The organism is Candidatus Hydrogenedens sp. (genome assembly GCA_035378955.1).
GTDB lineage: Bacteria > Hydrogenedentota > Hydrogenedentia > Hydrogenedentales > Hydrogenedentaceae > Hydrogenedens.
In genome coordinates this window covers 1-25,740 of the sequence record DAOSUS010000010.1, presented here as the reverse complement: position 1 = coordinate 25,740, position 25,740 = coordinate 1, and the positions used below count along the sequence as shown (strand labels likewise).

Annotated in this window: 19 protein-coding genes; 7 read left to right on the top strand and 12 right to left on the bottom strand. The window is 38.7% G+C overall.

The genetic code is table 11. From position 1 onward, the window contains the following. Positions 1-218 (top strand): hypothetical protein (locus tag PLA12_03860; GenBank protein ID HOQ31631.1); only part of this gene is annotated, 218 nt, incomplete at its 5' end. Here PLA12_03860 and PLA12_03855 read toward each other — a convergent pair. Then, positions 189-1,004: a hypothetical protein gene (locus PLA12_03855; GenBank protein ID HOQ31630.1), complete on the bottom strand. Its 816-nt coding sequence runs from the start codon at positions 1,002-1,004 to the stop codon at positions 189-191. The two genes, PLA12_03860 and PLA12_03855, sit on opposite strands and share 30 nt — an antisense overlap. A gap of 94 nt (positions 1,005-1,098) precedes the next feature. Between PLA12_03855 and PLA12_03850 the strand changes: the two genes are divergently transcribed. From PLA12_03850 to PLA12_03830, 5 genes are all read left to right on the top strand, one after another. Beyond that, complete coding sequence (locus tag PLA12_03850) at positions 1,099-2,064, top strand: MoxR family ATPase (GenBank protein HOQ31629.1); 966 nt, start codon at positions 1,099-1,101, stop codon at positions 2,062-2,064. A 78-nt stretch (positions 2,065-2,142) separates the two neighbouring features. Further along, positions 2,143-3,078, top strand: a complete 936-nt coding sequence (locus PLA12_03845) for a serine/threonine-protein kinase (GenBank protein HOQ31628.1) — start codon at positions 2,143-2,145, stop codon at positions 3,076-3,078. 6 nt (positions 3,079-3,084) lie between these two features. Then, the gene (locus PLA12_03840) at positions 3,085-4,419 is read left to right on the top strand and encodes a L,D-transpeptidase family protein (protein HOQ31627.1); all 1,335 of its coding nucleotides are present in this window, start codon (positions 3,085-3,087) and stop codon (positions 4,417-4,419) included. A 43-nt stretch (positions 4,420-4,462) separates the two neighbouring features. Continuing rightward, positions 4,463-6,097 carry a sensor domain-containing diguanylate cyclase gene (locus PLA12_03835; protein ID HOQ31626.1) on the top strand — a complete coding sequence of 545 codons (1,635 nt, stop codon included), beginning with the start codon at positions 4,463-4,465 and terminating at the stop codon, positions 6,095-6,097. Between the two features lie 17 nt (positions 6,098-6,114). Beyond that, entirely contained in the window at positions 6,115-6,678 is a 564-nt protein-coding gene (locus tag PLA12_03830; protein HOQ31625.1) for a DUF1318 domain-containing protein, read from the top strand. Positions 6,679-6,699: 21 nt separating this feature from the next. Here PLA12_03830 and PLA12_03825 read toward each other — a convergent pair whose 3' ends face one another. From PLA12_03825 to PLA12_03810, 4 genes are all read right to left on the bottom strand, one after another. Beyond that, on the bottom strand, positions 6,700-8,142 hold the full coding sequence (locus PLA12_03825; GenBank protein ID HOQ31624.1) for a hypothetical protein: 1,443 nt from the start codon (positions 8,140-8,142) through the stop codon (positions 6,700-6,702). A 138-nt stretch (positions 8,143-8,280) separates the two neighbouring features. Then, entirely contained in the window at positions 8,281-8,664 is a 384-nt protein-coding gene (locus tag PLA12_03820) for a hypothetical protein (GenBank protein HOQ31623.1), read from the bottom strand. A 105-nt stretch (positions 8,665-8,769) separates the two neighbouring features. After that, positions 8,770-10,854 carry a DUF4965 domain-containing protein gene (locus PLA12_03815; GenBank protein ID HOQ31622.1) on the bottom strand — a complete coding sequence of 695 codons (2,085 nt, stop codon included), beginning with the start codon at positions 10,852-10,854 and terminating at the stop codon, positions 8,770-8,772. Between the two features lie 93 nt (positions 10,855-10,947). Beyond that, positions 10,948-13,278: a GLUG motif-containing protein gene (locus PLA12_03810; GenBank protein HOQ31621.1), complete on the bottom strand. Its 2,331-nt coding sequence runs from the start codon at positions 13,276-13,278 to the stop codon at positions 10,948-10,950. Between the two features lie 201 nt (positions 13,279-13,479). On the opposite strand from PLA12_03810, the gene PLA12_03805 reads away from it, so the two are divergent. Beyond that, positions 13,480-14,487, top strand: coding sequence for an ABC transporter ATP-binding protein (locus PLA12_03805; protein ID HOQ31620.1), 1,008 nt, complete (start codon positions 13,480-13,482; stop codon positions 14,485-14,487). A gap of 208 nt (positions 14,488-14,695) precedes the next feature. Here PLA12_03805 and PLA12_03800 read toward each other — a convergent pair whose 3' ends face one another. The 7 genes from PLA12_03800 to PLA12_03770 form a co-directional block, all read right to left on the bottom strand. Further along, a complete protein-coding gene (locus PLA12_03800) occupies positions 14,696-16,735 on the bottom strand; it encodes a DUF4340 domain-containing protein (GenBank protein HOQ31619.1) in 2,040 nt (679 codons plus the stop codon). Positions 16,736-16,781: 46 nt separating this feature from the next. Next, complete coding sequence (locus PLA12_03795) at positions 16,782-19,313, bottom strand: Gldg family protein (GenBank protein ID HOQ31618.1); 2,532 nt, start codon at positions 19,311-19,313, stop codon at positions 16,782-16,784. Then, positions 19,306-20,283, bottom strand: a complete 978-nt coding sequence (locus PLA12_03790; GenBank protein ID HOQ31617.1) for an ATP-binding cassette domain-containing protein — start codon at positions 20,281-20,283, stop codon at positions 19,306-19,308. The genes PLA12_03795 and PLA12_03790 overlap by 8 nt, the downstream gene beginning before the upstream one ends. Before the next feature lie 345 nt (positions 20,284-20,628). After that, the gene (locus PLA12_03785) at positions 20,629-21,231 is read right to left on the bottom strand and encodes a hypothetical protein (GenBank protein ID HOQ31616.1); all 603 of its coding nucleotides are present in this window, start codon (positions 21,229-21,231) and stop codon (positions 20,629-20,631) included. Then, on the bottom strand, positions 21,228-21,842 hold the full coding sequence (locus tag PLA12_03780; GenBank protein ID HOQ31615.1) for an ATP-binding protein: 615 nt from the start codon (positions 21,840-21,842) through the stop codon (positions 21,228-21,230). Before PLA12_03780 ends, PLA12_03785 begins: the two co-directional genes overlap by 4 nt. A 162-nt stretch (positions 21,843-22,004) precedes the next feature. Next, a complete protein-coding gene (locus PLA12_03775; GenBank protein HOQ31614.1) occupies positions 22,005-22,499 on the bottom strand; it encodes an AAA family ATPase in 495 nt (164 codons plus the stop codon). A 120-nt stretch (positions 22,500-22,619) separates the two neighbouring features. Beyond that, positions 22,620-25,526, bottom strand: a complete 2,907-nt coding sequence (locus tag PLA12_03770) for a hypothetical protein (protein HOQ31613.1) — start codon at positions 25,524-25,526, stop codon at positions 22,620-22,622. Positions 25,527-25,740 lie beyond the last annotated feature (214 nt).

Below are 25,740 nucleotides of genomic sequence, written 5' to 3'. Positions count from 1 at the left end.
TCCCCTTCGCCTCATCTCTCCCATCCGTCTCATCTGTTCCATCCCTCCTCTCTATCTCATGCGTCCCATTTTTCCCCTTTCCCTCATCCGTCCCATTTCTTCCCTTGCTTTATCTCTCCCATGTGTCTCATCCGTCCCATGTGTCCCATGTGTCCCATCCGTCCCATCCGTCCCATCCGTCCCATTCTTTATCTACGATTACCCAACAAATTCCCTGACGAAGGAACTATTCGTATTGCTCCAAACTCCCCAACAAGACGGTCATCAATAGTCGAAAATAAATCAGATATATTACTTATAACCGTCACATCGTTAAACATACCCATTCCACCACCATATCCCATAGGCATCCTTCCTACCCCTCCACCCATAAAAGCATTCGCACCATAATTTATCCTATTTTCCCCTGATAAATAACCCCTACCTGAAACAGGTGGATTTCTCAATACAACTTTGGGAAGACTATCCATACCCTGTGTATTATAAAGTCCGTATGCCTTACTATCTATCCTGCGATTGGAAATATTTGATGAATATGCGGTTCCGGGCATAGCATAGGTCATATCACTTCTGGGAGAATAATAATCGCTGTTCGAATTATAATTTTGGGAAGCATTGCCCTTCCGTTTCAAAACAAAGACTGACGGTTTCGATGTAGGTTTTATATAAGTATCTTCATTCCCTTTATTCCCTGATATTTCTTCCTCTCCCCTTGATAATTTCATAGGAACCGACTGCTTTTCATCCCATTGTTTTTTCAAAGCCATCCTCCTTTCGGGCTTATCAAAAATGAGCGAATCATCATCAATATCTTTCTTCAAAACACTTTCGATAGTTCCTGTCTCTGGCAAAAGTATATAATACGAATGAAGTCCTTCCATAATATATACATCTTGATAGGTTTTCTCACGGGCAACTAAAGTATCCGCTATTGATAAAAAACAAAATGCGGTAGAACATAACCAACTGATAATGTAAATTTTCTGTTTCATGACGCCACTCATAATATTTATTCCTATCTTTTCATTTTATATCCATATTATATATAATATCATTCAAATTTATTTTCAGCAATAAAATTTTAATGGCAGGATTTTTATGGCGGGACAATTTCGGGATGTTGTCAAAGATTTAGTCCAGAATATCGAGACAGTCGTATTGGATAAAAGCCATGTTGTCCGAACGGCTCTGGGTGCTTTTTTAGCAGGCGGACATGTTTTATTAGAAGATGTTCCCGGTGTTGCAAAGACTATGTTAGCACGCTCTTTAGCCATTTCAAGTGGTTGTTCCTATACACGAATACAATGCACACCCGACTTATTACCGACCGATGTAACAGGGGTATCTATATTTAACCAATCCACACAAAATTTTGAGTTTCGTCCGGGACCTATTTTCAATCAAGTAATTGTTGCAGATGAAATTAATCGGGCAACACCTCGAACACAATCCGCTCTATTAGAAGCAATGGCGGAAGGGCAGGTATCCGTAGATGGGAAAACCTATATCCTGAACAAACCTTTTATTGTATTTGCCACTCAAAATCCCGTAGAACATGAGGGAACATTTCCCTTACCTGAAGCCCAGTTAGACCGATTTATGATAAAACTATCCATGGGATATCCGAGTATGATTGCAGAACTGGATATGTTAGAGCGATTACGATTAGCCCATCCTATCGAAAATTTAAAACCCGTAACAGACCCCCAAACCATTATTCAAATGCAGGCAAAAGTGCGTGATATTTTCATTCACCCTAAAGTAAGGGAATATATGTTGCGTATCATTGCACGAACACGAGACCATACACATTTAATGTTGGGGGCAAGTCCCCGTGCATCTCTGATGTTGTTTCGCTGTTGTCAGGGATATGCCGCCGTATTAGGTAGAGGATATGTTATTCCCGACGATGTTAAATCCCTTGTTTTTCCAGTTTTAGAACATCGTCTTATTTTAAATCCGGAAAGCAGATTAAGAAAAGTAACGGTTTCTTCCGTATTGAAAGAAATTCTCAACGAAGTCCCTGTTCCTGCGACGGGAGTTCAACAATGGAAAACAGCATAAAATTGACTTAACTTTAATTGGGGTTTTGTGGTATGATTAATATGAAAATATCAAATATATTAAGAGTTGAGAGGGGTAATGTTCTGGATTTTTAAAAAAAAGAAAAACGATGTATCATCACAGTCAGTCGCCTCAGAGTTTGACGACCCCAATCGGTCGGAACTCGAAATTCGTCAGGTAGGTCCGTATGAAATCTTAGCACCTATCGGAACGGGTGGTATGGGAACTGTGTATAAGGCTATAGACCGAAGCAAAGATTTAACAGTAGCAGTCAAAGTGCTTGACCCCCGTTTCGATGAGGACCCAAAACGACGGAAGCAAGATTTCTTAGGCAGAGAAGTAATGATAGCCGCATCACTAAACCACCCGAATATTATCCGTATGGATAAAAACATACATGAAGCCATTGATGTAGCAGGTAGGACACGCCGTTGTATTATTATGGAGTTTATCGATGGTTACAATCTGAAAAAACATATTACAGAGCGTGACTTAAACATCCGCCAGATGATAGATATATGTATTAAACTTTGCCATGGACTGGATTACCTTCATCAACATGGAATAGTCCATCGGGATGTTAAGCCTGCCAATTTCTTGTTTTCTAAAGATGGGAAGCAGGTTAAAATCGTGGATTTCGGACTGTCCAAAACAAATGCGACATGGAAAGGCTGGCTTATGAAAGAAACTGGCGGAACACGCCTTTACATGTCTCCTGAACAGATATTGAAGAAGAATTTAGACCCCCGTTCCGATATTTTCTCTTTCGGTCTAACGATGTATGAACTCTTTTCCGGCAAACATCCCTGTGAAGGAAATGACGCAAAAATTATAACCCGTCAGTTAGTAGACCCCAATTATAAATTTGTTCCTCCTTCCACTCATAATCCTCAAATTACTCCTGCACTGGACCGTATTATCTTAAAATCACTTCGCCGTAAAATAGAACATCGTTATCAATCCATGACAGAATTATTATTAGACTTAAAACGAGCAACTGAATCGAGAATTTAGAAAACTATGCCCAAACAATACTTTTCATCAAAAAAGAATTCGGATAGAACATTACTCCGCATTTTTATCGGAGTTATGCTACTCCTCATAGCGGGATATATTATCTATCGGTTTTTATACACCTCTTCCAATCTCATTTCTAAAGGAAAAATTGTAGAAAAACTTCTTCCCACTTCATCCACCGAAAAAGCAGAAAATGCCCTTGAACAATTCAAAAAAATGTTTGAGGAAGGTCGTTTCGACGATTTGCGTTCCGAGTTAAAGAATTATGTTAAGAAAGAAAAACAGGTAGAAAATCTGGTAGAAGCATATCTACTATGGATAGAGTTGGAACTCAAAAATGAAAAGACAAACGATGCTTTTACCGTAGCAGAAGAAGCATTACAGAAATGTGAAAATAGCACACGGATACATTACTTAAAATATCGTTATGCTCAACTTGCTGAGGCAATCGGGAAAAAGGATGTGGCTCGTTCTATTTATCAAGACATAATTGACCGTGCTTCTCGTGGAAATCGTGTTTATGGATATTTAGGTTTAGCCCGAATAGAGGAACAAGGGAATGAAAAGATTAAAGCACGCGACCTCGCCCAGAAGGCTGTAATAGATGCAGAATGGAATTCGGATATCTGGAATGAATCATTAGATTTATTAGGAAAATTAAATGTGGAACTTATCTTTTCCAGTACACCCACACCAGAAAGTAAAGTTTACACTGTTCAACAGGGAGATTCTTTAATCAGTATCGGGGCAAAATTAAACACACCTGTCGGTATGCTATCTCGTGCCAATCAATTGGATGAAAACACAAGACTCCGTTTAAACCAGACATTAAAATACACACCCAAAGATTTTCGGCTCCTTGTAGAACGGTCAAAGTGTCGGGCTTTTTTAGTAGATGAACAGGGAATATTTAAACGATACAAGGTTGGTCTTGGAAAGCCCGGACATGAAACAAGCTTAGGCTCTTACAAGATTGGGAACAAACAAAAAAATCCTACATGGTTCAAACCCGGCGAAGGTCCTATCCCCGCAGGCGACCCAAGAAATGAATTGGGAACACGATGGATGCCTTTAGTGCCGTCTGAACCGGGACTTCCTACAGATTTAGGACTTCATGGGACTATTGCACCAGAAACTATCGGCACCTACTCTTCAAACGGCTGTGTGCGGTTCTATCCGGAAGAAGTAGAGGAAATATACGATTTGATTGTTCGTTCAACCCCTGTTATTATCAAAGAAGAAGTAAATTTTAAAGATGTCTATCCTCTGGCTCAGGTAGATAGTATTCCTGAAAATAATGAGGCAACTGCAAATCCACCTTCAGAGGTCAAAAAATAAAACGAAAACGATTTCATAATGGAGCAATAGGATAAGAAGGGAAATGGATAACAATATAGAAAATACAACCTTAAAAGAGCGGATTTTTTCTTCCGAATTCCAATCATTCCCCCCTCACCATGCCCTTATTCCTATCAACAACGCAACCCTTTTTTATACCCTTTGCGATGAAGCATTGAGTAGAATTGGTCGTTTTGGAGGAAATGACCTCATTGTTATCAGTGATGCAGAAACTTTGCAGCAGTTAAAGGAGATTGATAATTTTCTACCGAATATTAATAAAATGATTGTTTTAGGATTATCCCCATCTCATTGGGACATTCCTGTAGAAACACATAATCCTCCACCCTATTTTCAAAATGCAGACCGACTTTTTATTATCGTTTCTTCTAACATTGCCATTTCTTTTATTGGAACAATCATAAAAAGAATGGACACGAATGGTAATGGTAATTTCGATGGGGGTTGGTCCTATCACCGTGTTTATATCCAGCACCTACTTCATCTTTTTGCGCCATCCCTCCTCGAACAGTTTCGTTCTTACAAAGAGGACTTAGATAAAATTACAGAAATAACTACCCGTATCATGTCCGTTCAAACAGAAATGCTCTCGGGACATGAATCATTGGTAGAAATGGATAAAAGCGAACTGGCAACAGTGCTGGAAATATTGAAGGTAATTTCTTCCAAAAAACGTGCTCATGATGTTCTTTATGTTTTTGTTGAACAAATATCTAAAATAGTCAAATCCGACCGCTGTTCTATAGTGCGTATCTGGGGTCAGGAAGATATGGTACATGTCCTGGCTTCTCACGATGATGCAAATCTCTACGATATGACAGTTCCTTTAAGCAAATACCCGGAAATTAAAAAAGCCTTATCCATCGGTGATAAAGTAGTTATTAATAATGTTCAGAATGACCCCTTGATGAAACCCTGTCTGGATTCCCTCATTCAAAAAGGAATTAATTCCATATTAGTTATACCTATTGTTTTGAATGACCCGGAGGTAGGTTCGTTATTACTTCGCGCTGTGCGTAAAGAAACAGGATTTACACTACGCGAGATAAATTTCTTTGAAATCGTAACCAATGCGGCTGGTAGTGCTTTAGAGCGTGCCCAATTATTCGAGTCCGTTCAACAAGCAAATAAAACACTACAAAAACTTGCAATAACAGATGGTTTAACAGGTATTTATAATCACCGCTTTTTCCGTGAACGATTGGAAGAAGAAATATTGCGAAGTTTAAGGTATAATGTTCCCCTATCCTGTGCCCTGTTTGATATAGATGACTTTAAAAAATGTAATGATACCCATGGACACCTATTCGGCGATGCGGTATTAAAAGAAATCGCAACACGAATGCTACAGACAATCCGACGCACGGATATTGTTGCAAGGTATGGAGGTGAGGAATTTATCGTCATCATGCCGCAAACTTCTATTGAAGGTGCCTATATTCAGGCAGAACGAATACGAAAAGTTATTGAAGACCGACCTTTTGAATACATGGGCAAAAGTGTTAAAATTACAATGAGCGGTGGCGTTGTAGAAGTTGTGCAGAATGAAACCCTATCCGTAGAGGACTTACTTCGTATTGCAGACCAATGCCTTTACCAGGCAAAACGGAAAGGCAAAAATATGATTATCGCTTCAAAAAAAATCAATCCATCCTAAAAGAAGGAGAAGGTAAAATGTTTTCTAAAAAGTCTATTTTAACAACTACTATCCTATGCCTGTTTATTGCAATGCTAACTTCTTGCGGAACGCTTCATTCCTTTATCCGTGTTGCGCCGGACTATTCTGCTCTTCCTCAAGAAGAACTATTAAAAGCCGCTCAATACATTGAAGAAAAAATCTGGGCCGGTGAACACGAGCCGAATTTGTCAAACCTTGGCATCAACTTAGATACACCTCAAATAAAACAAGCCATCCGCACCCGTGCGGTCCGTCATGAACTAATAAAAGACCTTCTTGATAAAGGCTTTGTTTATGAACAAAATGGCGGTCTGATTGCTATCCAGCGAAATAGTTTGTATAAAAGAAGTACAAATCGTCAACAGCGTGATAAAAATGCGTTGGTTGTAATGGGAGAAAATAGCGACCGTTGGGCTCTTTACGAAGGTATTATTAAAGCCAATAATTATCCACCCAAATCCTTATCGGCTATTCAAGATGCCTTTTATCGTGCCCGAATTTCATACCTCCAGCAAGGGCATAAATATCAAACCCCCGACGGAAAAATCACCCAGAAATAGTCTTTTCCTCTATCACAAATCCTATTCCATAGGTTGCCAGACCTGAACACCCTGAGGTTCAATACCATAGGTCAGGGTATTGTCTTTTACTTCCACTTCCGTTTGCGTGTAATACTCACGATATTTTTGACCTGAGGATAAGCAAGGAGAATTTAAGTGATAACGAATCCCACATTCATGCCATTCGTTAACAAGTAAAATCCACGGTTTCTGTTGATACACTTTCACCAGAGCCAGCACACCCCGGTCCCCAGAGCCAAATATTTCATCCTGTGTTATATTCACAGGTTGGGTACTATCTTCAGCGGAAAGCACCGATTGAAGAGATTTGATTTCTTTTGCAAAAGTTATCAAATCAGCCCACAATTTCATATCCCGCGGAACATAATGCGTCCCCCAGAACAAAATACCTCTCGCCCCATTTACAATACAATCAAAACCCATAAAACGAATTTCATTAAGCGTCGGCGGTCGAAATCCTTTCTGTTCACTGCCACTGCGTTCATATACATCCCCTTGCAACATACCCCAATCAAATCCCTGAATAACCATCCACACAGGTTTTTGTGGGTCAATTTCCTGCATACGACGGGTATATGCTCCGACAGACACCATTGTTTGGTCCATCAGGTCAGAGTGCCGCAATTTAGGATGCATCGGCACAGGATAAATATCACAACCAACAATATCTGCACACGCACTAAACTTACGCAGACTTTCCATAGAGTTCCGCGGTGCATGATTTGCCCATACAGGATGTTTTCCATCCACTTCTTTTATGATTTGATAGGCTTGATGTAGTCTTTCCCATTCCTCCGCCTTAAACTTTTCTATATTTGCCATCGAATAATTTGCAAACGGCGAACTCTCACCTATCTTTTGCCAGATTTGACTTACAATCCCTTCTCCTTCTGCCCATAAACCTTTACTATATAAATCTACGGCTTTTTGCAATTCCGCCGTTAATTCTTGCTTCAATTTTTCATCTGCAAACTGCGACAACTTCTCCCGAATTACTTGCGGTTCTTTATATCGTTTTGCTTCATTATTACGAAGGAATATATTCCATAAGGCTTCATCGGGCTGTTCCCAGACAAAAAATGAAGGATGTCCTGCACAAAGGTTAATCAATTTCAGAAGTTCCTGTTTTCGAGTTTCCGCATCCGTGGAAGCAATTGCCGAATAAATATTTGTCCATGCCATTAAATTATGTTCTTTAGCAATATTAAGTTGTTCCTCATTAGGACTTATGGAAATTAAATTAAATCCAGCATCGGCTAATGTCTGTAGTTCTTCAGGGTCATCAGTTTTTGGGCTATACAATCCCAAAATAAAGGTTCTTTGCCCATCAACAACGAGCATTCTATCTTTTGCAATGGTCGCTTCTACTCCATAAGAAACAACAGATAAAAATGAAACAGTAACCAGCACAAAAATAAAAATCACAAACATATCTTTCTTCATTGTAAAATTCCTTTCCTCTGTTAAAAAACACTACATTCAAAAATTTTTACTTAACTACTATATCAAACACATAAATAAAACAGAAACTGATGGTTATCCATTTTTTTTATAAAACCGGGAAAAGGCACAAAAGTTTATTTAACAAGTTTTTGCATTGGGGTTCTTCTTTCTATATAACCATGAAAGGAGAAAGAGAATACCGACAAGAAACGCAGGTCCTGATATAATCATTATCCAGGTAATGTAATACCATTGAAATCCTTCTAACAATGAGTTTCGTAAAATTAACGACACATATAAAAGACCCGCAAGTATAAAAGAAACACATCCTACAATTTCCTGCTTCCATGAAATTATCAGAACAAACAAAAGGATAAATGATGGAATATTGTGCATCAACAAGCCTACCCATGTTTTCCAGAAACCTAATTCCTCAGAGAAAACATCTAAAGAAAACGATATCAGAAACAGAATAAAAAGAATGGATAATATCCGCGGTGTCCAGTAAACAAATTTTTGCATAGTTTTTTTACTTCATTTTTCGTCTATGAAGCCCTATATTTTAATAGAAGCAGATTAAAATTTATCTAAATATATTGCCTTTAAAAATAATCTATTCACCCTTTTTTACAAATTTTTATCTTCCTTAGAAGCGATAGTCCGCCATAAATCGCTATGATATAAAAATGGGATATAAACACCTCCTATAACAGGACGTGCTCGGAAACCAACACACTTCCCCGTCTTCGTATCATACCAATCCGTTAGTGGAATACGGTCCGGTGTCTCGTTCATAAAGCGATAAAACGGTTGAAACAGGAAATCAAAATCTTCTTTATTATTTGTCAAAGTTGCACACCAGATAAGCCAATCCGTCTTGGTATAATCTTTTCGAATATCTAAAGGCAACCCATATTGATTTTGTTGTTTTTTATAATATTCAATCTCCATTTTGGCAACTTCCGATGGAAACAAGTTCAAACCTAAAATTTTATCCCATACAAGATTATATTTCATACTCCATGTATTCGGCTTATCAAAAGTAAGTCGAAAATGGTCTCCATCCTTTGCCCGTTCAACCCAATCTTTTGCCATATCGCGTGCCAGATTTTCCCATTCGCCTGCATTTGCAAGATGTCTCTGTTGACACATTTTCGCAAATGCACCCAGAGCAACTATCGCTTTTAATGACAAATTCGTATTATGTGCTAAATGCCCTGCGAAGTCATCTGTACATAATTGATTTTCCGGGTCTTTCCCATGCACTTTCAAATAATTAGCCCATTGTTCAATCAATTTCCAGTGTTCCCGAGCATAGTCTATCTTCCCGGCAATCTCCGAATATAAAGCAGTTGCTAAAATCATATTTCCACATTCTTCCACAGGCATTTGGCTTTCCAATTTAAAGCCATTCTTATCTTTGCCATAAACCTGCCCATTTGCTTTCGGATAACTTCCAACATCATGCGGGGAGAATTCAAAAATCCATTCGGGCATCTTCGCATAGAGATACACCGGTTCAAGCATTCCACGCAATAATGACGGTGCAAATAAAGCAAAAAAGGGAGAAGCAGGATAGGTCACATCTACTGTCGCAATGCATCCATTCGAAAAGCATTCTTTATGGAAAAACCACGGCGTATCATCCTTACCTACTACTATTTTTCCACTCCCGAAAACATGACGATAGGTTAATCCTACTAAGGCAGAATATTCCAGACCCAACTTTTGTGCTGCTTCATTCATTAAATAACTATCCCACGCTTCACATTTCTGTTTCAGAGCCATATATTCTTTATAGACCGTATCCAGAAGTAGCACAAAATTATCTCCATACTCTTTCCAATACCATGGCCTCAATTTTTCATGCATAAACTCAATAGAATAAATATCATCATACGCAACTACTACATACTTACTATCACTTCCCTGAGATGGAATGTTGAAAGGAATAGTTATGGCAAGGGCTATGGGTCTATCTTCCACAGCACGAGGAGAACCTGTATCTTCTTTATCGGGAAGAGTACCTCTCTGAATAAAAGTATCCACAGCCGTCTTACGCTCAGCAAGGACTGTCTGACCTGTCTGACATGCTAAATACACATACCCCCAATCAATTCTTATATTATCCCCCGCCTTTTCAAGAATAGGCTGTTCTACTGTCCCTGCCTTCAATAAGGTCAATCCCGCAGGGCTGTTCAATCGTTCCCATTGCACAACCTGTTTCTCAACATTCACACACCAATCTGTGCCTATATCAAAATATACTGTTGCGTTATGTTCCTTTCCATCCGTAGACACCAGTTCAAATTCTACATAGGTACAGGGGGTGCTTAACCAACGAAAATCTTCTGTTAACATCGGGGTTGTAAATTTTAAATACAATTTCACGCCCCCTCCTTCAAATTCATAAATTGTCCGTGTAGGATAAATCTTATAGGCTATCTGCCTCATGGCTTCTCCACCTAACTCCGATGGACCTATAAACCGAAAAACTTTCCCATCAAGATATAACAAACCCGACATAGTTCTTTGTCGCCCTGTCCAATGTGAACACCATTGTTCTGTTAAAGTGTCTGAAAATGACCATATACTTGTATAAGGGTCATGCACTACTAAAGGAACGGCAGGGGCACGAAATCCTGTAGGAAGGTCTATACTATGGAGAAGGATAAAACCCGCTACTTGTGCTACTACAATACTTGTAATCATAAACTTGCTCCTTACTCAGGGATATTAATAGTGTTATCTGAACACAACTCTTGTGCAATTCACCCGATAGCAACTTATAATTAAAAAGACATCCTATTTCTTTTTAAGGTGCATACCGCTCATCAAAGATATAAGCAATCCGACTAAGATAAAGTCCAAAATATGTTGCCATAAATCCTGGAAAAAATTCCCGTTTGTCCCATCACAACCACACTTTTTATCTGGACCGGGTGTCCCTTCACCTTCACCTTCAACACTCCCTTCCTTTCCACCTTCCGCACTCCCTTCATGTGTGCCTTCAATAGAGCCTTCATGTGTGCCTTCAATAGAACCTTCATTTGCGCCTTCCTCTGTCCCTTCCCCTTCTGCAATACCTTCCTGCGTTCCTTCAACAGCACCTTCTCCTTCTAAACTTCCCTCTTCCTCTCCTTCTTCACCTTCTATAACTCCTTCACCCTCACAATTATCTTCACCTTCTAACTCACCTTCAAAATCCCCTTGCCACCTTAACACGGGATATTCAAGCCCACGACGCATATACCATACACCCACAAAATCCCAATTCATATAAGAAGTACTGCATTTCATTTCTTTCGTTGTTAGCCCATAACCTCCATCGGAATTCATCTGTGTAGAAACATCCATATCCCAATAAACATTGGTATATGTCCCCTTCATATCATAACCATTGAACCCACCTACTGTTTGTGATGTTGCCTTTACAACACCTGCCGAGTAACATTTTGAAATTGTTCCCGAATTTGTTGCTGAAAATCCTCCAACAAAGGCGTACGCAGTAACATTGGTAATTGTGTAGCAATTGGTAATTGTCCCTGCATTATCACCAACAAAACCACCTACGAACTGGGAACCTTCGGAGTTTATAGTGCCTTCAGTGTAAGATTCCGAAATAGAACCCTTACTCTGCTTTCCAACCAATCCAGCAATATAAAAATCACCAGCAATTTGAGCATTCGTATTACATGAAGTTATCACACCTCCTGCATTCTGCCCAAGCAATCCGCCGACTGTATCATAACCTTCTATCGTTCCTGTAAAACTACAGAGAGAGATAGAGCCACTGTCACTTCTCCCAATCAAACCACCGACATAAATATTACCTCCAACCCGTCCATTAATCACCTTACAATTTTCAACTGTTCCACCTTCATTCCGTCCAACAATACTGCCGACTTTCCAGTCCCCAGTTATTTCACAATTTTCTAATTGAAGTAAAGATACCTTGCCACCAGAGACCAAGCGACCTATAAGTCCTACATTATCTATATCAGGACGATTGATATATAAACCCGTAATCTTATGCCCATTACCATTTATCTTGCCACAAAATTCAGAAATCGGTTCAAAACCTCTACCCGAATTCAATAACTTTGTAGAATTTGCATCAATATCTGTTGTAATCACATAATTACCAAACCATGGATAATCTAAACTCTTGCCAATCTGCTGTAATCCTTCAATAGTAGAAATAGAAATGTCCCCCGGCTCTGGAAATGTTACGGAGCCTAATACTTTCAAATAAGGATAATTACCGGCTTTTGCCAATTCCCAGATACTCTCAAAATCCCAGTCCACATAAGTTGCTTTATTGCCCATTTGTGTTGTGGTCTTTCCACTTCCCCCGGATGAAGTGCTCAAACCTGACCTGTCTTTGTCCCAATAACTCGATATAATCGTCCCGCTATTATTGGCTCCTATCAAACCACCGTAACGAACAGTTCCCACTACCTTACCTACGGCATAAGTATTTTCAATAGTCCCTCCTTCATTTCGTCCAATTAACCCTCCAACCCATATATCGCCTTTAATATAACTCATTGAAAAACTATTCTTTACATTTCCCTGATTTAATCCGACAAGCCCACCAACATTGTTAATTGCTTCTATAATACCTTTTGAATAACACTTCTCTATCTTCCCTAAGTTTTTACCTGCAATTCCACCTACCTGTTCATTTCCAATTATTACATAATCCTCAACACCTAAATTTTCTATTACACCCGAAGTTCCTACAACTCCAAATATACCCATATTATCTTCACTCGGACGATTAATATATACCCCTCTTATTTTATGCCCATTGCCATCAAACTTCCCCGTAAAAGGCGATATATTATTCCCAATAGGTTCATAGCCTTGACCCCCATTCCATGTCTCACTTTCACTCAAATCCAAATCCGTTTCAAGTTTATAACTCCCACTCAGGGGCAAATATACTTCTTTCCCTATCATTTTAAATTTCGCAACAGTATCTATCAAGATTGTCTCGTATATAACTTGTGTTTTTGTAAATTGATTTATTGTGTTCAGTCCTATTAAATCCGCATACGAAACGGAACCTATTAATACAGTTACCAGAAGAAGGAATAAAACACTAAAACGGGAAAGAATAAACTTATTCATACATAATACCCTTTTATAGTTAACACAAAGTTATTTTATTTTCAACATTTATTTTATACTTTATTATTATCTATCCTATAAGAAAGAAATTTCAAAAAAATTTTTGACAAAATAGAAGCAATTTTAGAATTATTATAATGAAAAAACCTTCAAATATTGTAAAATGTTTATGCCAACTTATCTTAAATATTCAGGATGTATATGAGTACTATTATACAAAGACAGAAAAAATTGCTATCTATTAAAAATCTGACGATATGTCTCCACACAAGACATGGAGATATTTTTCCTGTACAGAATATTTCCTGCGGAATTGAAGAACATGAAATAATCGGAATTGTAGGAGAGTCTGGCTCAGGGAAAAGCGTCTTTGCTTTATCTCTTGCTCATCTTTTACCTGAAGAAATGGTTCATATTGAAGCAGACGAAATAAAATTTTCGAATTATGATTTAAAAAATCTTTCTAAAAGAGAGTGGCAAACAATTCGAGGAGCCATGATAAGTTATGTTTTCCAAGATTCCTTGGTTGCACTTAATCCTCATCTCACAGTAGGTTATCAGTTAACGGAACCCTTGCAAATCCATTATAAATATCCTTCAGAAAAGTCAAAACAAATTGCGATAGAATACCTAAAAGCAGTCCAGATTCCTGACCCGGAATTGCAGATGAAACGATACCCGCATCATCTCTCGGGAGGTATGCGTCAGCGTATTGCAATAGCTATGGCTCTTATTTTAAAACCTAAACTTTTAATTGCAGATGAACCCACTACCGCTCTGGATGCTACTTTACAAGCACAGATATTAGATTTGTTCAAAAAATTACATGAAGAAAAGCCATTCACCATGATAATTATCACTCATGACCTAAGCCTGGTTGCTGGGCTTTGCCATCGTGTCTGGATTATGTATGCCGGTAAAATATTAGAAACCGCACCCGTAGACCAACTTTTCCAAAACCCACTTCACCCTTATACCCATGCTTTACTTTCGTTAAAGAGAAATATTGGTTCCCGAAAAAGATTACAAAGTTTACCCGGAAAACCACCGGATTTAAAAACTCTTGTAGAACGCTGTCCTTTTGCTGAGCGTTGTCCTTACGCTGTAGAAAAATGTTATGCTCAACCTATTACCACTACAGAAATGGAACCTCTCCACTCTACAACATGCCTGCGTGTCATAAATCATGAGATTGAGTTGAAAGCATAAATCTATTAGAAAAAAAATTATCTTGCATTATCCTTTTCAAACAATGTAGATGAAGCGTCCTCACTTCTGGAATTTTTTAGGGGTTAATTCTTTTTACCACAAGGACCTAACAACGAAGTAAGGGCACGGCATGCCGTGCCCTTACGATAGAGAAACAAAATAAAAATTTGTTACTTATCTCCTATAGGTGACCCTTTAATATAGCCGACTAATTAGATGTCCCTATAGGCACTTCTACTGATTGCGTTGTATTATCTAAGGACGGCTGTTCCGCAGGTTGACCTGTAGAAGATGCTTCTGTTTCTGTCCCTGTTGGGGATGCCGTTCCTTCTTGCGGTTGTTGTGGTGATGGCTGTTCTGTCTTTGTTTCTTCAGGTTTGGGCTCACGCGCTTTATTTATAGCATTTTTGATTTGTTCCCAACGATCTTGAGCAATCTGGACAATGGCTTTCCGACGGGGAACCGTTGCAACTATTTTATCCCCAGGTCCCTGCCCTATTGAAAAGTCCAGAGGTTCTGTATCCGTAATATTTATTCGCATAGTATATGTCGGAGAAAAAGATTTCCAATCCAGGTCAGGGCGAATATCTTCTCCTTGAAGTCCACTAAGCGAATTTAATAATTCCCCTACATTTGCATTTACTAACTTGGTCTCTTTTCCATCTTGAGCCACCAATATCCAATCACCACCTTCACCTTTCTTTAAGGTCTGAGCAACATCCCCTTCTTTTATTTCTAAGGATGTAACCTTATCTGTTGCAAAATCCAAAATTTTCAGTTCATATACATCACGGGGTTTCAATAACACCTTATTGGCATCAATCCGATTCATCACCAATCGCATAGGCTTATCGTCAAGCGTTGCATATATACCATCAATGGAACGGGCTGTCTCTGCTAATTTAAAAGTATGTGTTTCTTCACCTGCCTTAAATGTGATTGTTTTATTAAACTCACCTACATTTACATCGTTATCCGCATAATCTGCTGCCTTCCACGATGCTAAAGCGGAAGCCAATGTATTTAATGTGGTCATCTGAACATTTAAATCTATCACAGGTTCAACCACTTTCCAGTCATTTCCTTCCTTCTGAACGACAACTTTCCCTTCAGGTTGTTCAATTGTAACCTGCTGAATTTTATCTTTATCGAGGTTTAAAGTAGGCAGGTCAAATAAATCCTGTCCTTTCGGGAAAATTTGTTCAAAGGTATATTTGCTAAGTTCATAAACAATATCTTCGGAGTTACTGGCTACCCGAATATAACCGTTTTGAGCAGGATTGGGTCTACCGGCTTCTAAAACAACATCGGATTCCCCTTCTCTTGAAATGGTCAATTTAAATGCGGGCGATTCAAGCCCCCAATCTGCTTTCTTGGCAGGGTCAACAATAGAGGATGCGGTTAAATTAGCAAATCGTCCTAACAAATTTTGTAAACCTGTTTCTTTATGTTTCTCACCTGTTCCTCCCTGAACAAGAACCCATTCATATTCTTTTTTCTTGGGTTGCTGTTCCCCTTCCTTAGCCCCTTCTTTTGCCCCTTCATCGGCATTTCCCGAAGGTTGTTCCTGTGGAACTTCTTTTTCTTTTCGCTCAAAAATTAATTTCTTGTCCGGCATTTCATAAGCAAGCCGCGTAATCTTATCCTTTTCAACTTTCAATATATCTTTATCCAACCAGCGGTCAGGACCGGGTGCTTTACTTGCATCATCTCCATAAATACCTGCCTCCTGACGGAAGTTAACACCCCCGTCGTATATCTTTCGTTCCCCTGCTTTACGAACAAATGTCAATTGATAATTTGGAGATTTGCCAACTAACAATTTCAAAGCAGGTTCCCCTTCGGCTGAGGTAAAAATATCCAGATGAAATGCCTGGTCATCCTTCAAATTGTAATCTGCCAGAGCATCATCAGTTGGCACTTCGGCACGCATCTCACCTTGCAGTTTTACTACTTTATCCAGATAATCTTCTACTGTCTCCTTTTTCGCCGGTGAATTAAAATGACTGCTTACACGCCATTTATCTCCATCTTTTTTGAGAACAACTTTTTCATCGGTTTTCGCACCGGTATATAGTTCTACACGGACGATATTATCTACTTTTAAATTTTCAGGTATTAACTTCTCAAATTTGGCTTGCTCAATAATTGAAGGTCTTTCTGCCTTTTTTGCTTGCTTCATAAGAACAAGTGCCACAAGAACTACAAGCACAACTACAAGAATTATCATCATCTTTTTAATATTCATAATTCAACCTCCTGAAACTGATTATCAAATATATTAATATTATTTATTAACGATTTGTTTCTGCGGATGTAATTTGAGCCATTGTATAGGCAAGGCGTGAACGACGGCGTATAAAATACACAGCCAGCCCCACGGCAATTACAATCGCATTGGATAAGGTATAATTCACTGTTCGCCATAGCATCTTCTGACTATCCGTTGGTTTTTCAATTGTGCGGTCAATCGGTTTACGACCTCTCACATTTACAAGGTCTTCCGTTAGAGAAACCGCATCCACACAGTTCAGGAATAAATCAAGATTACCCGCCTGTAAAAAGTTCTTACGGAACATTTCAGAACAACCTAATAAAATCATCTTGGATGGTTTCGGTTCAATATTTCCCGCTGGGGGTTCCGTTTCAGAATCATCTGGAGGAACGGGTTCACCCGGACGCGGTTGCGGTTTAGGCCAGGCAGGTCTTTCTTTCCCTGCAAAGGCATCCGGGAATTGTCCCTCTACCATTACCATCAATGGATACTTCTTCCGTGCTGTTAAAGCGGGTGGCTCAAAGGATTTTGCCGAAAGTTTTTCACTTCCCGGAACTGTCCATGCTTTTTCACTGGTAAACATCAAAGGTTTGTAGGTTAGACCTAATTCCTTCAATTTTTGCTCGTTCAATTCCAGATGTGTTCCCCATAGATAAAATACAGCGGAAAGCCGATTGGTTATTGAAGTCTCCTGGTCCATAGACTCATGAGTTACTAAAATATGCATGGGTAAACGGAAGGGTTGTCCAACCAATTGAGACATCAGGTCTCCTCCTCCCTGCACATTCAAAGTAACACTATTCTCATCCATCAGAATATCTTCACTTACTTTCAATCCGTAATTTTCAAGCAAGGGATTAATTTCAGGCTTTTCCTCACGCTTAGATACGGTATTACCACGAGGAGTTGCCCGATAATCCCATTCATAGGTTTGAACTGCAAGCACTACGGACTTACCCGAACGCAATGCCCGATTTATCTCCCAGCGTTGACGGTCATTAAAACTACGAGGATTTACTACAACTAATGTATCATATTCCTCTGGCAGAGGACTTTCTTTTGTCATGTCCACACGACGAACATCATACTTTTCCTGTCGCAAAATTTCTTCGAGATAAACATACGGGTCTTCGCTCTGGGGTATTTGTTGCCCCATCTGTTGTAACATCTGCCTCATCTGCGGGTCTATATTAATCGCCTCTTTCGGTGCCACTAAAGCCACAATCGGTGCCTTTGTACGTGTAAGTTTGTAAACTGTACTTACTATACGATACTCCAATTCCTGGATATTCTCCGGAACAATCTGAGGAATTATCTCTTCGGGTTTGTCTTTATATGCCACACCGATCGAAGAATACACTAATTTATTCGTTACTTCATCCTGACTGATAGCTCGAACATTGAACGGTTTTACACCTTTATCCAGAAGTCGGCGTTCTACCGTTTCTTCTTCTGTCTCATTTTTCTTCTTCTCCTGAGCAAACATCTCATCCTGATCCGAAAACAGATTGGATACATCCAGATAAATCGTTTTATAGTTCAATTTTCCGCCCGCGGCAATCTTCAATTCTTCAAGTTTATCTTTGATATTCTGTTCCAAATCTTTCATGGCAGTAGGCATGCTTTCCTGCGGACTGATATAAACATTCACCTGGACAGGCACCTCTACCTGTCTTAATATCTTTGCAGATGATTCCGAAACAGTATAAATTTTATCTTCTGTCAGGTCAAAACGTTTTAGGCTTGTTCCTACCATCAAAAAGTTAAACATCAACCCAATAGCCACACAAACCGCTACCGCCACTGTAAACATCATTTTGGCACCGGGACGGTTTCTCTGGTCAATATACATAATATTCAACACGAGAAATAATACCGTCCAGACAAGGAAAAATATTACATCGGCAAGGTCAATAACCCCTTTCGTAAACGACCCAAAATGCTTAAAAACACCTAAAAGATTGGAAAACAATGAACCCAAACCGGGTAGTTTATCATCAATGTATGAGGCTATAAAAGAAGTCCCTAACAAAAACAGAAGCAAACAGGTCAGTAAGGTTATAACAAAGGCGACAATCTGGTCTTTACAAAAACCTGAGAAAAAAATTCCTAAGGCAAGGAAACAACTGGCTAATAGTAAAGTTCCAAAATAACCACCTATAATGGCACCCATGTCCGGATTGCCAAGGTTCTTCAACATAACAGGAACCGTAAAAGTCATTGCAAGCGAAATCGCAAATACGGTTAACGCCGATAGAAACTTTCCTAAAACTAATTCGCTCGCTTTCATAGGGAAGGTTAATAGCATCTCCCATGTATTTTCCTTGCGTTCTTCTGCCCATAGACGCATCGTTATGGCAGGAATAAAAACACACAGAATTAACGGGAGATTTTCAAAGTAAGGACGCATATCCGCTACTGGAAAACTGAAAAACGATGTGATATACAGTCCAACACTAATAGTAATAAATACAATGATAAAGATATATCCAATAGGTGAAGTAAAATAAGAGGCTAAATCTCTTCGATATATACATAAAATATTACGCATGGGTTGCCCTCCTTCTCTCTGTAAGTTCCATTTCGGGTTTCTCCTTTTCCGTTAAAGTAAGGAAGGTTTCTTCCAAACTCAGGGGTTTTTCCGACAATTCTTTAATGGTCCAACGCTGATTTTGTGCTAACTCATTCAATTCACGCCATACCGGCATACCCAACTTGCTAATAACAACGAAGGAAGAAAATCCATCCTGACTGTTTATAAACTGAACTTTCTTCACACCACTTATTCCAGAAATATATTTCTGAACTTCACTCTGTTCTCCGGATACAGTAAACAGATATCGTTCCGAATCCTTGGCTCTACTCCGAAGTTCCTCAATTGTGCCATCACCCACAATTTTACCTCGATTAATAATCACGATACGGTCTGCGGTGGCTTCTACCTCCTGCAAGATATGTGTAGAAAGAATAACGGTTTTATCTTTGGCAAGTTCATCAATAAGGTGTCGTATTTCTAAAATCTGATGCGGGTCTAAACCTGAAGTAGGTTCATCAAGAATAACGACCTCCGGGTCATGGATTAATGCCTGTGCTAAAGCCGTTCGCTGGCGATACCCTTTGGATAACTCACGGATTATCTTGCGAAACATCGGCTTCAGTCCACAGGTCTCCACAACTAATTCCATCCGATGATTTAATCGGGCACCACTTAATCCCCGGGCTTGCCCCACAAATTTCAAATAAGAACTGACTTCCATATCCATATAAAGAGGCAATACTTCGGGAAGGTAGCCAATAACCTGTCGAACTTTTAATGGCTGCTGTGTTACATCATAACCTGCAACGACGGCTTTACCCGCAGTTGGGTATAGATATGTGGTTAAAATCTTCATTGTGGTAGATTTTCCCGCACCATTGGGTCCCAGTAGACCGACAACCTCGCCCTTTCGAACCTCAAAAGAGATGCGGTCTAACGCCACAACAGGACCGTAGTGCATTGTTAAGTCTGTAACTTGTATCATACTTTAATACTCCCGTCATTTAGGTTTTGGGATAGATAAAAAAATAAACTAAAAAACTTACTAAAAGAAACCTTTCTATCAACACTCATCCCCGAAAAATAAAGGTTCCTTAATAATAACAAAACATTTTTTAGTAGCACTCTATAACAATTGATGATAAAAAATATCACATTTCTTTCCATTTCTTCAAACTTCTATCCTTTAAAATCCTAACTATAACCGCAGTTTCCCTGCCCTAAAAATAGATTTATCTAAAAAAACGACACTCCCCTATCTAATGTTTACAAAAACCTTATATAACAATAAATTGTTTTCTTCTTAAATCCATTTCTTATCATACCAGCGTTACAGTGTTTCTATGAATTTTCGAAAAGAGGTATCCTGACATTTTTGAAATACTTCAAGAGTAATGTTTTCAGCAATTTTCTTAAATAATGATGATGAACGCGGGATTCCTTTTTCTTTTAAGGCATATTCCATACATTCTTTTGGTCTTTGGGGTTTTGTTTTTCCTTTCTCCCAAAACCCTTCCAACATGAGACAATTTTTTAGTTCTTGATAATTGTTCCAACCTAATGTTTTTGAAACGATTTTTGACTCTACCCATATCCAGATTTCTAATTCAGGGGCAAAAACAATAACTTTTACTCTTTCTTTCGCCCAGCCATTATATACAAGTTCCCCTTCTATTTTTTTCTCTATCTCTTCGCAAGTTTTCTTTTCCTGTCCACTTCCTTCATGGTCTAAAAATACCATCGCATAGCGATACTGTTTTAAAAGATTCCGCAAAAAATTACCTGCATTGTTATATACACCCGCATCGTGATGTGGGTCTACATAAAAATCACAAAAATCACTTGCTTGTTTATCCGGAAATAATAATGAAAGCAACCCTTCTAATCCCTGTTTCATAGATTTATCTGCTACATAAAAGCAAATATCTTTCATTGCAATACCCCGGCCGCATGAAGCGAAGCAATATTCACCGTTTCCTGCCAATCTTTAAGTTTGGGATGATTTATACCCTTTATTACATCTACGCTACCCGATTCTGTTTTCGAGAAACATAAAATTTCTTTTAATTTGGCAAGATTTAATATTGCAGGCGAATGAGTTGCTAAAAATACCTGACTTTTATATACCGAAGAAAGCGATTGATATATGCTTTCTATAGCAAGGGGATGTAAACCGTTTTCAGGCTCCTCAATCATATATATCTTATCTTTTTCTGATAAATAAGGAATAATTGTTTGTGCTAAAAGGCGTAATGTCCCGTCAGAAATAACCCATGAAGGCAATTCCAAACCATTTTTGTGAATAATACTAAGATATAAAAATCTGTCTTCTTTTCTTTCCCTTATTTGAATGTCCTGGACCTCCGGCAAGGCAGATTGTATATGTTCAAGCCATAAAGTAAAAGCCTTCGGATTTTTTTTCTTTAAGTTCTGTATCACCTTTGGTAAATTAGAACCATCTGTCTGAAAAGACACAGGGACATCGGGTCTACAAGAAACACGCATATTATTACTATTTAATTGTAGAAATTGTATCCCATCCATAAAAACACTCTTTAACCAGAGAGATACCGGAAATCTTTCTTCATCTTCTGGTGTTCCAGCAAGTGATGCCTTATAAGGACCTATCTTATAAATAATATTCCACTCCGTAGTTTCCGATTTAAAATACCCACTTCCCGGCGCATTTTTTGATATAACTTTTCTCTAACCCGGCGGCGTCTTTTTTCTCCTTGAAACAACAATATGCTCAGGCGCTATTAACTCCTGAGGAAACAGGTCTGGCTCTCTTTCTTTTTTACCATTTTTATAAACACTTCCATTATCTTTCCTTATTAACCAAAGATTCTCATCTCGAATGCTAATCCCGTTAATGTTATCAGTATGTATAGATATTTCATAACGAACTATATTATATTCAACATCCTTTAATTTCCTTTTTATTTCTTCGGGAATATTCATTTGCAAAACAATTTCAAATTGTTCCCCCTCTTTTTTCCATAATAATTCCTTAAATTGAGACACCCTTTTCTGAATTGCATTTTGAGGTCCTTCTCGGAGAATATCCTGAATTAAACAAATCGTATCAAAGAAAGTACTTTTACCACTGCCATTCGGTCCTACTATTATTTGGAAGGGTTCAAGTTGTATATCAACATACTTAAACGCTTTGTAATGCAAAATTTGTAAGCGTCTAATCATTCCTGATAATCCTAATATATTTGTATGTTCAACCTTACATTTTCAATACAGCAAGTTAGTTATTACAAATAATTATATTCGTTTCTACCTTTTGAACTGAAATCTAAAAAACAATAAAAATCACATTGATAAAGGTATTCCTTCTGCAATAACTGTTATATCCAAGCGAGGACTATATTTGTTTAACTTATCTCCACTAAATACCACTGTATTCTCTCCCTGTTGAAGGATGGGTTCTCCTCCCTGTGGAACAATATCGCTAACAAACTCTCCTTTTGCGTTATAAAGTTTACAATGGTCTCTGGATAGAAATTCTACATAACTACCACTCTCTATTTCGGCAGGAAAAGTCAATTTTACATCCCCTACCTGAATAGTTAGATTTTTTATTTTCAATGATTTGAGTGGAATTGTCTTGATAGGACCAATACCTACCTCAACTGATTTACCCATTGGAATATTGTTAACGCCGATAGTTAATGTTGCAATGTTCTTAAAATTGACCCAATAATGATACATCGGATACGCAAAAGACATGATTTCCGATTTCCCCGCTAAAAAATCCTCACGCATGCGAGTATGTTGCCATTCATAGCGAGTTAACAGGTATGATTCGGGTTCAACGAGTTCAAAATAACGCCAACCGTTGAAATTTACTGTTATATAATGGTCTGCAAAACCACCTATTAAATGTTTGGGCGAAGCAACCTGGAAATTAAGCACTTCCCCCTGTCCATCTCCCTTTACCCATACACCAATCCCTTTATTAGAAAAATCAATCATGTCTTTGAATTCCTTACGAAACACAGCCCACGACCGTTTTTCTTCCACTTCTGTATTCTCTGCATGCAATATCGCCTTTAACTTTTCATCTCCTGCTTCTGTTATCGGATATTGGAGTGTTGCAGATACGCCCTTTTGCGTTTCTGCCTTGCTGAATTCATCTTCTTTATTGAAATCCGCAAGTGGTTTTGCATCAGGACTATCTTCCGTATCCATTGCAAGCAGGGCTTCGACACGCATTTTTAGCGGTTGAGAACCGTAAGGATTATTAACAGTGAACTTATTCAATATTTCATTATCGGTTACGGTGTATTTAGAGTAAGTAATATGTCGAAATTCAATCGCTCCGTTTTCATCAATATTCAAGGTAAACTCGGCACCCAGTTCTGCAAGTTTTTCCTTCACAGATTTAGGGACAATACCTTTAAGGCGAAGGTCTTCATATTTTTTCGCTATTTTTGCAAATCGTTGAAACTTGTCGCTGTTTAAATTTTTCGGTGTGAAACCTGCAACATACGATAAACTACTATCTGTTGCTAATGCCTTTGCACAAATATATTCCAATTCATCAGGCATGCTTCGCTCTGGTTGAACTCCATCCCAATCAAAAATCCCCCACCAGCCTAAATTTGTTGGTAAAAAGGAATATTTCCATTGACGATTGCTGATAATATGATAATCTACAAACTCTTTCTTGCCCCGCATAGGACAGTCCCAGGCTCCCATACGCGAACGAACACACCAGAGATGATGTGAAAAAGTGCTCATCTCCATAATAGGAGGTTTATTGAGCCTACGAACTAATTCATATACAAATTTTGCGGAATAATGCCATGCATTTTCCCAACCTCCTAATACATCTGAACCATCCAGAGCATCCAGATACACCATGTCAAATCCACAATAGTTATACAAATCTGCTGTCCGTTGAATTACTTCGGTAAAAAGGGTCGAATTAACATCGGGCACAAACAAACCGAAACATTCTTTCAAATGGTGAACCTTAGTTCCCTTTTTGTGAGCAGAAACCTTTGTGCCGTATGCACCGCGGACACATTCCGTAAATGTATATGGTAAGTTTTTCTGCACATCTTTGTATATAATCAATTCATCATCAATCCTCAAAGTTGCACTGTTACGAATGAAAAAACCCGTAACTGCTGACATTGTCTCTGTGCTTTCGTCAACAACAACCTGATTATTTTCCGCACTTAAATCTTCCGACAGGGTAAAAATAGTATCAGAAGCCAATCGTGCGTCAGGAACAGGCGTTACCCAGGGCGTCTTTTTGTCTATAAAAAAAGAGTAGGTATGCAAACCTGCATACAAACCCGCCTGATGTATCGTGTCAATAACTGCCTTCAGACTATCTCTTCCCCGCGGATATAATTCAGGATTTACTTCAAAATCACCCCAACGGAAAGGATACCCGCCGTGTAGGTCAATCTGGGTTGCTCCCATACTTTTCGCTACATCTATCCATTGCGATACAGTCTCCTCCGTAACATACTCCCCCGTTGAAATCAAATAAGAGCCTTGATTTATTTTTGCATCCAGAGCCCAGGGTCCACCTAAATCCGATTGAGGTAAATCCGAAGATGATTTTATAGCATCTTTAAGGGCATCTCGTATGCCTTCCATAGTAGCAGACACCAATGCTCCTTTTGCACCCTCAAGACCAAACCGTTTATATACAATAAAACCTGTTAATTTAGAACATAAGCCCGGTATTTGATTACAATTCGTTTTCAGGTCCAGTGCCAGAGGTGTCACTGCAAAGGTATCTTCAAAGGTCCCTTTTAAGGTAAGCGGTACCTCTGCATACGAAAGTTCTTCCGCTTTATCCCACGACACAGACTGCACTTCAAATACAATCCGCTTCGGACCAGGTGTTATCCGAAAAACAACCTGTCCTGCGACTTCACCAAAATCTACCGTTAACAATCCTCCCTCATATTTTATCGTCTTTGCAGGAAAACTCTGTTTATCCCCTCGCAACACAGCAATTGTTGTTTTCTGCTGATTATCTATATAATCTTTCCCCGTTGCTTTATCTATAAAATGCACAATATTTCCTGTATTCTCAATACCCAAAGAAAAACTATCCGTTTCAAGGGCAACTATTTCTTCCGCCGAAATTAAAATTGCGATACAGATATTCCCAAAAAGAAAGAGAGCAATTACAAAAAAAATGCTTCGTGTGTTATTCCAATTCCTAAGAAGAGAATGTAGATGATAAGACATTTCGAATTCCTTTGCTATTAATAGATTTATTTGGTAACCATTATTTTTGTATGAGACTCTGAATAAAAGTTTAATTTTTTAATCATTGTAATACAGAGGGAGTTTCGAGGGAAAATGAAATGAAAGAGAGCGGGAGGGGTATTAATAATATCGGTAAGTAATAGCGAGATAATAAACTTTAGTAAAAGAAGATAAAAAAGAGGAAAAAAGAACA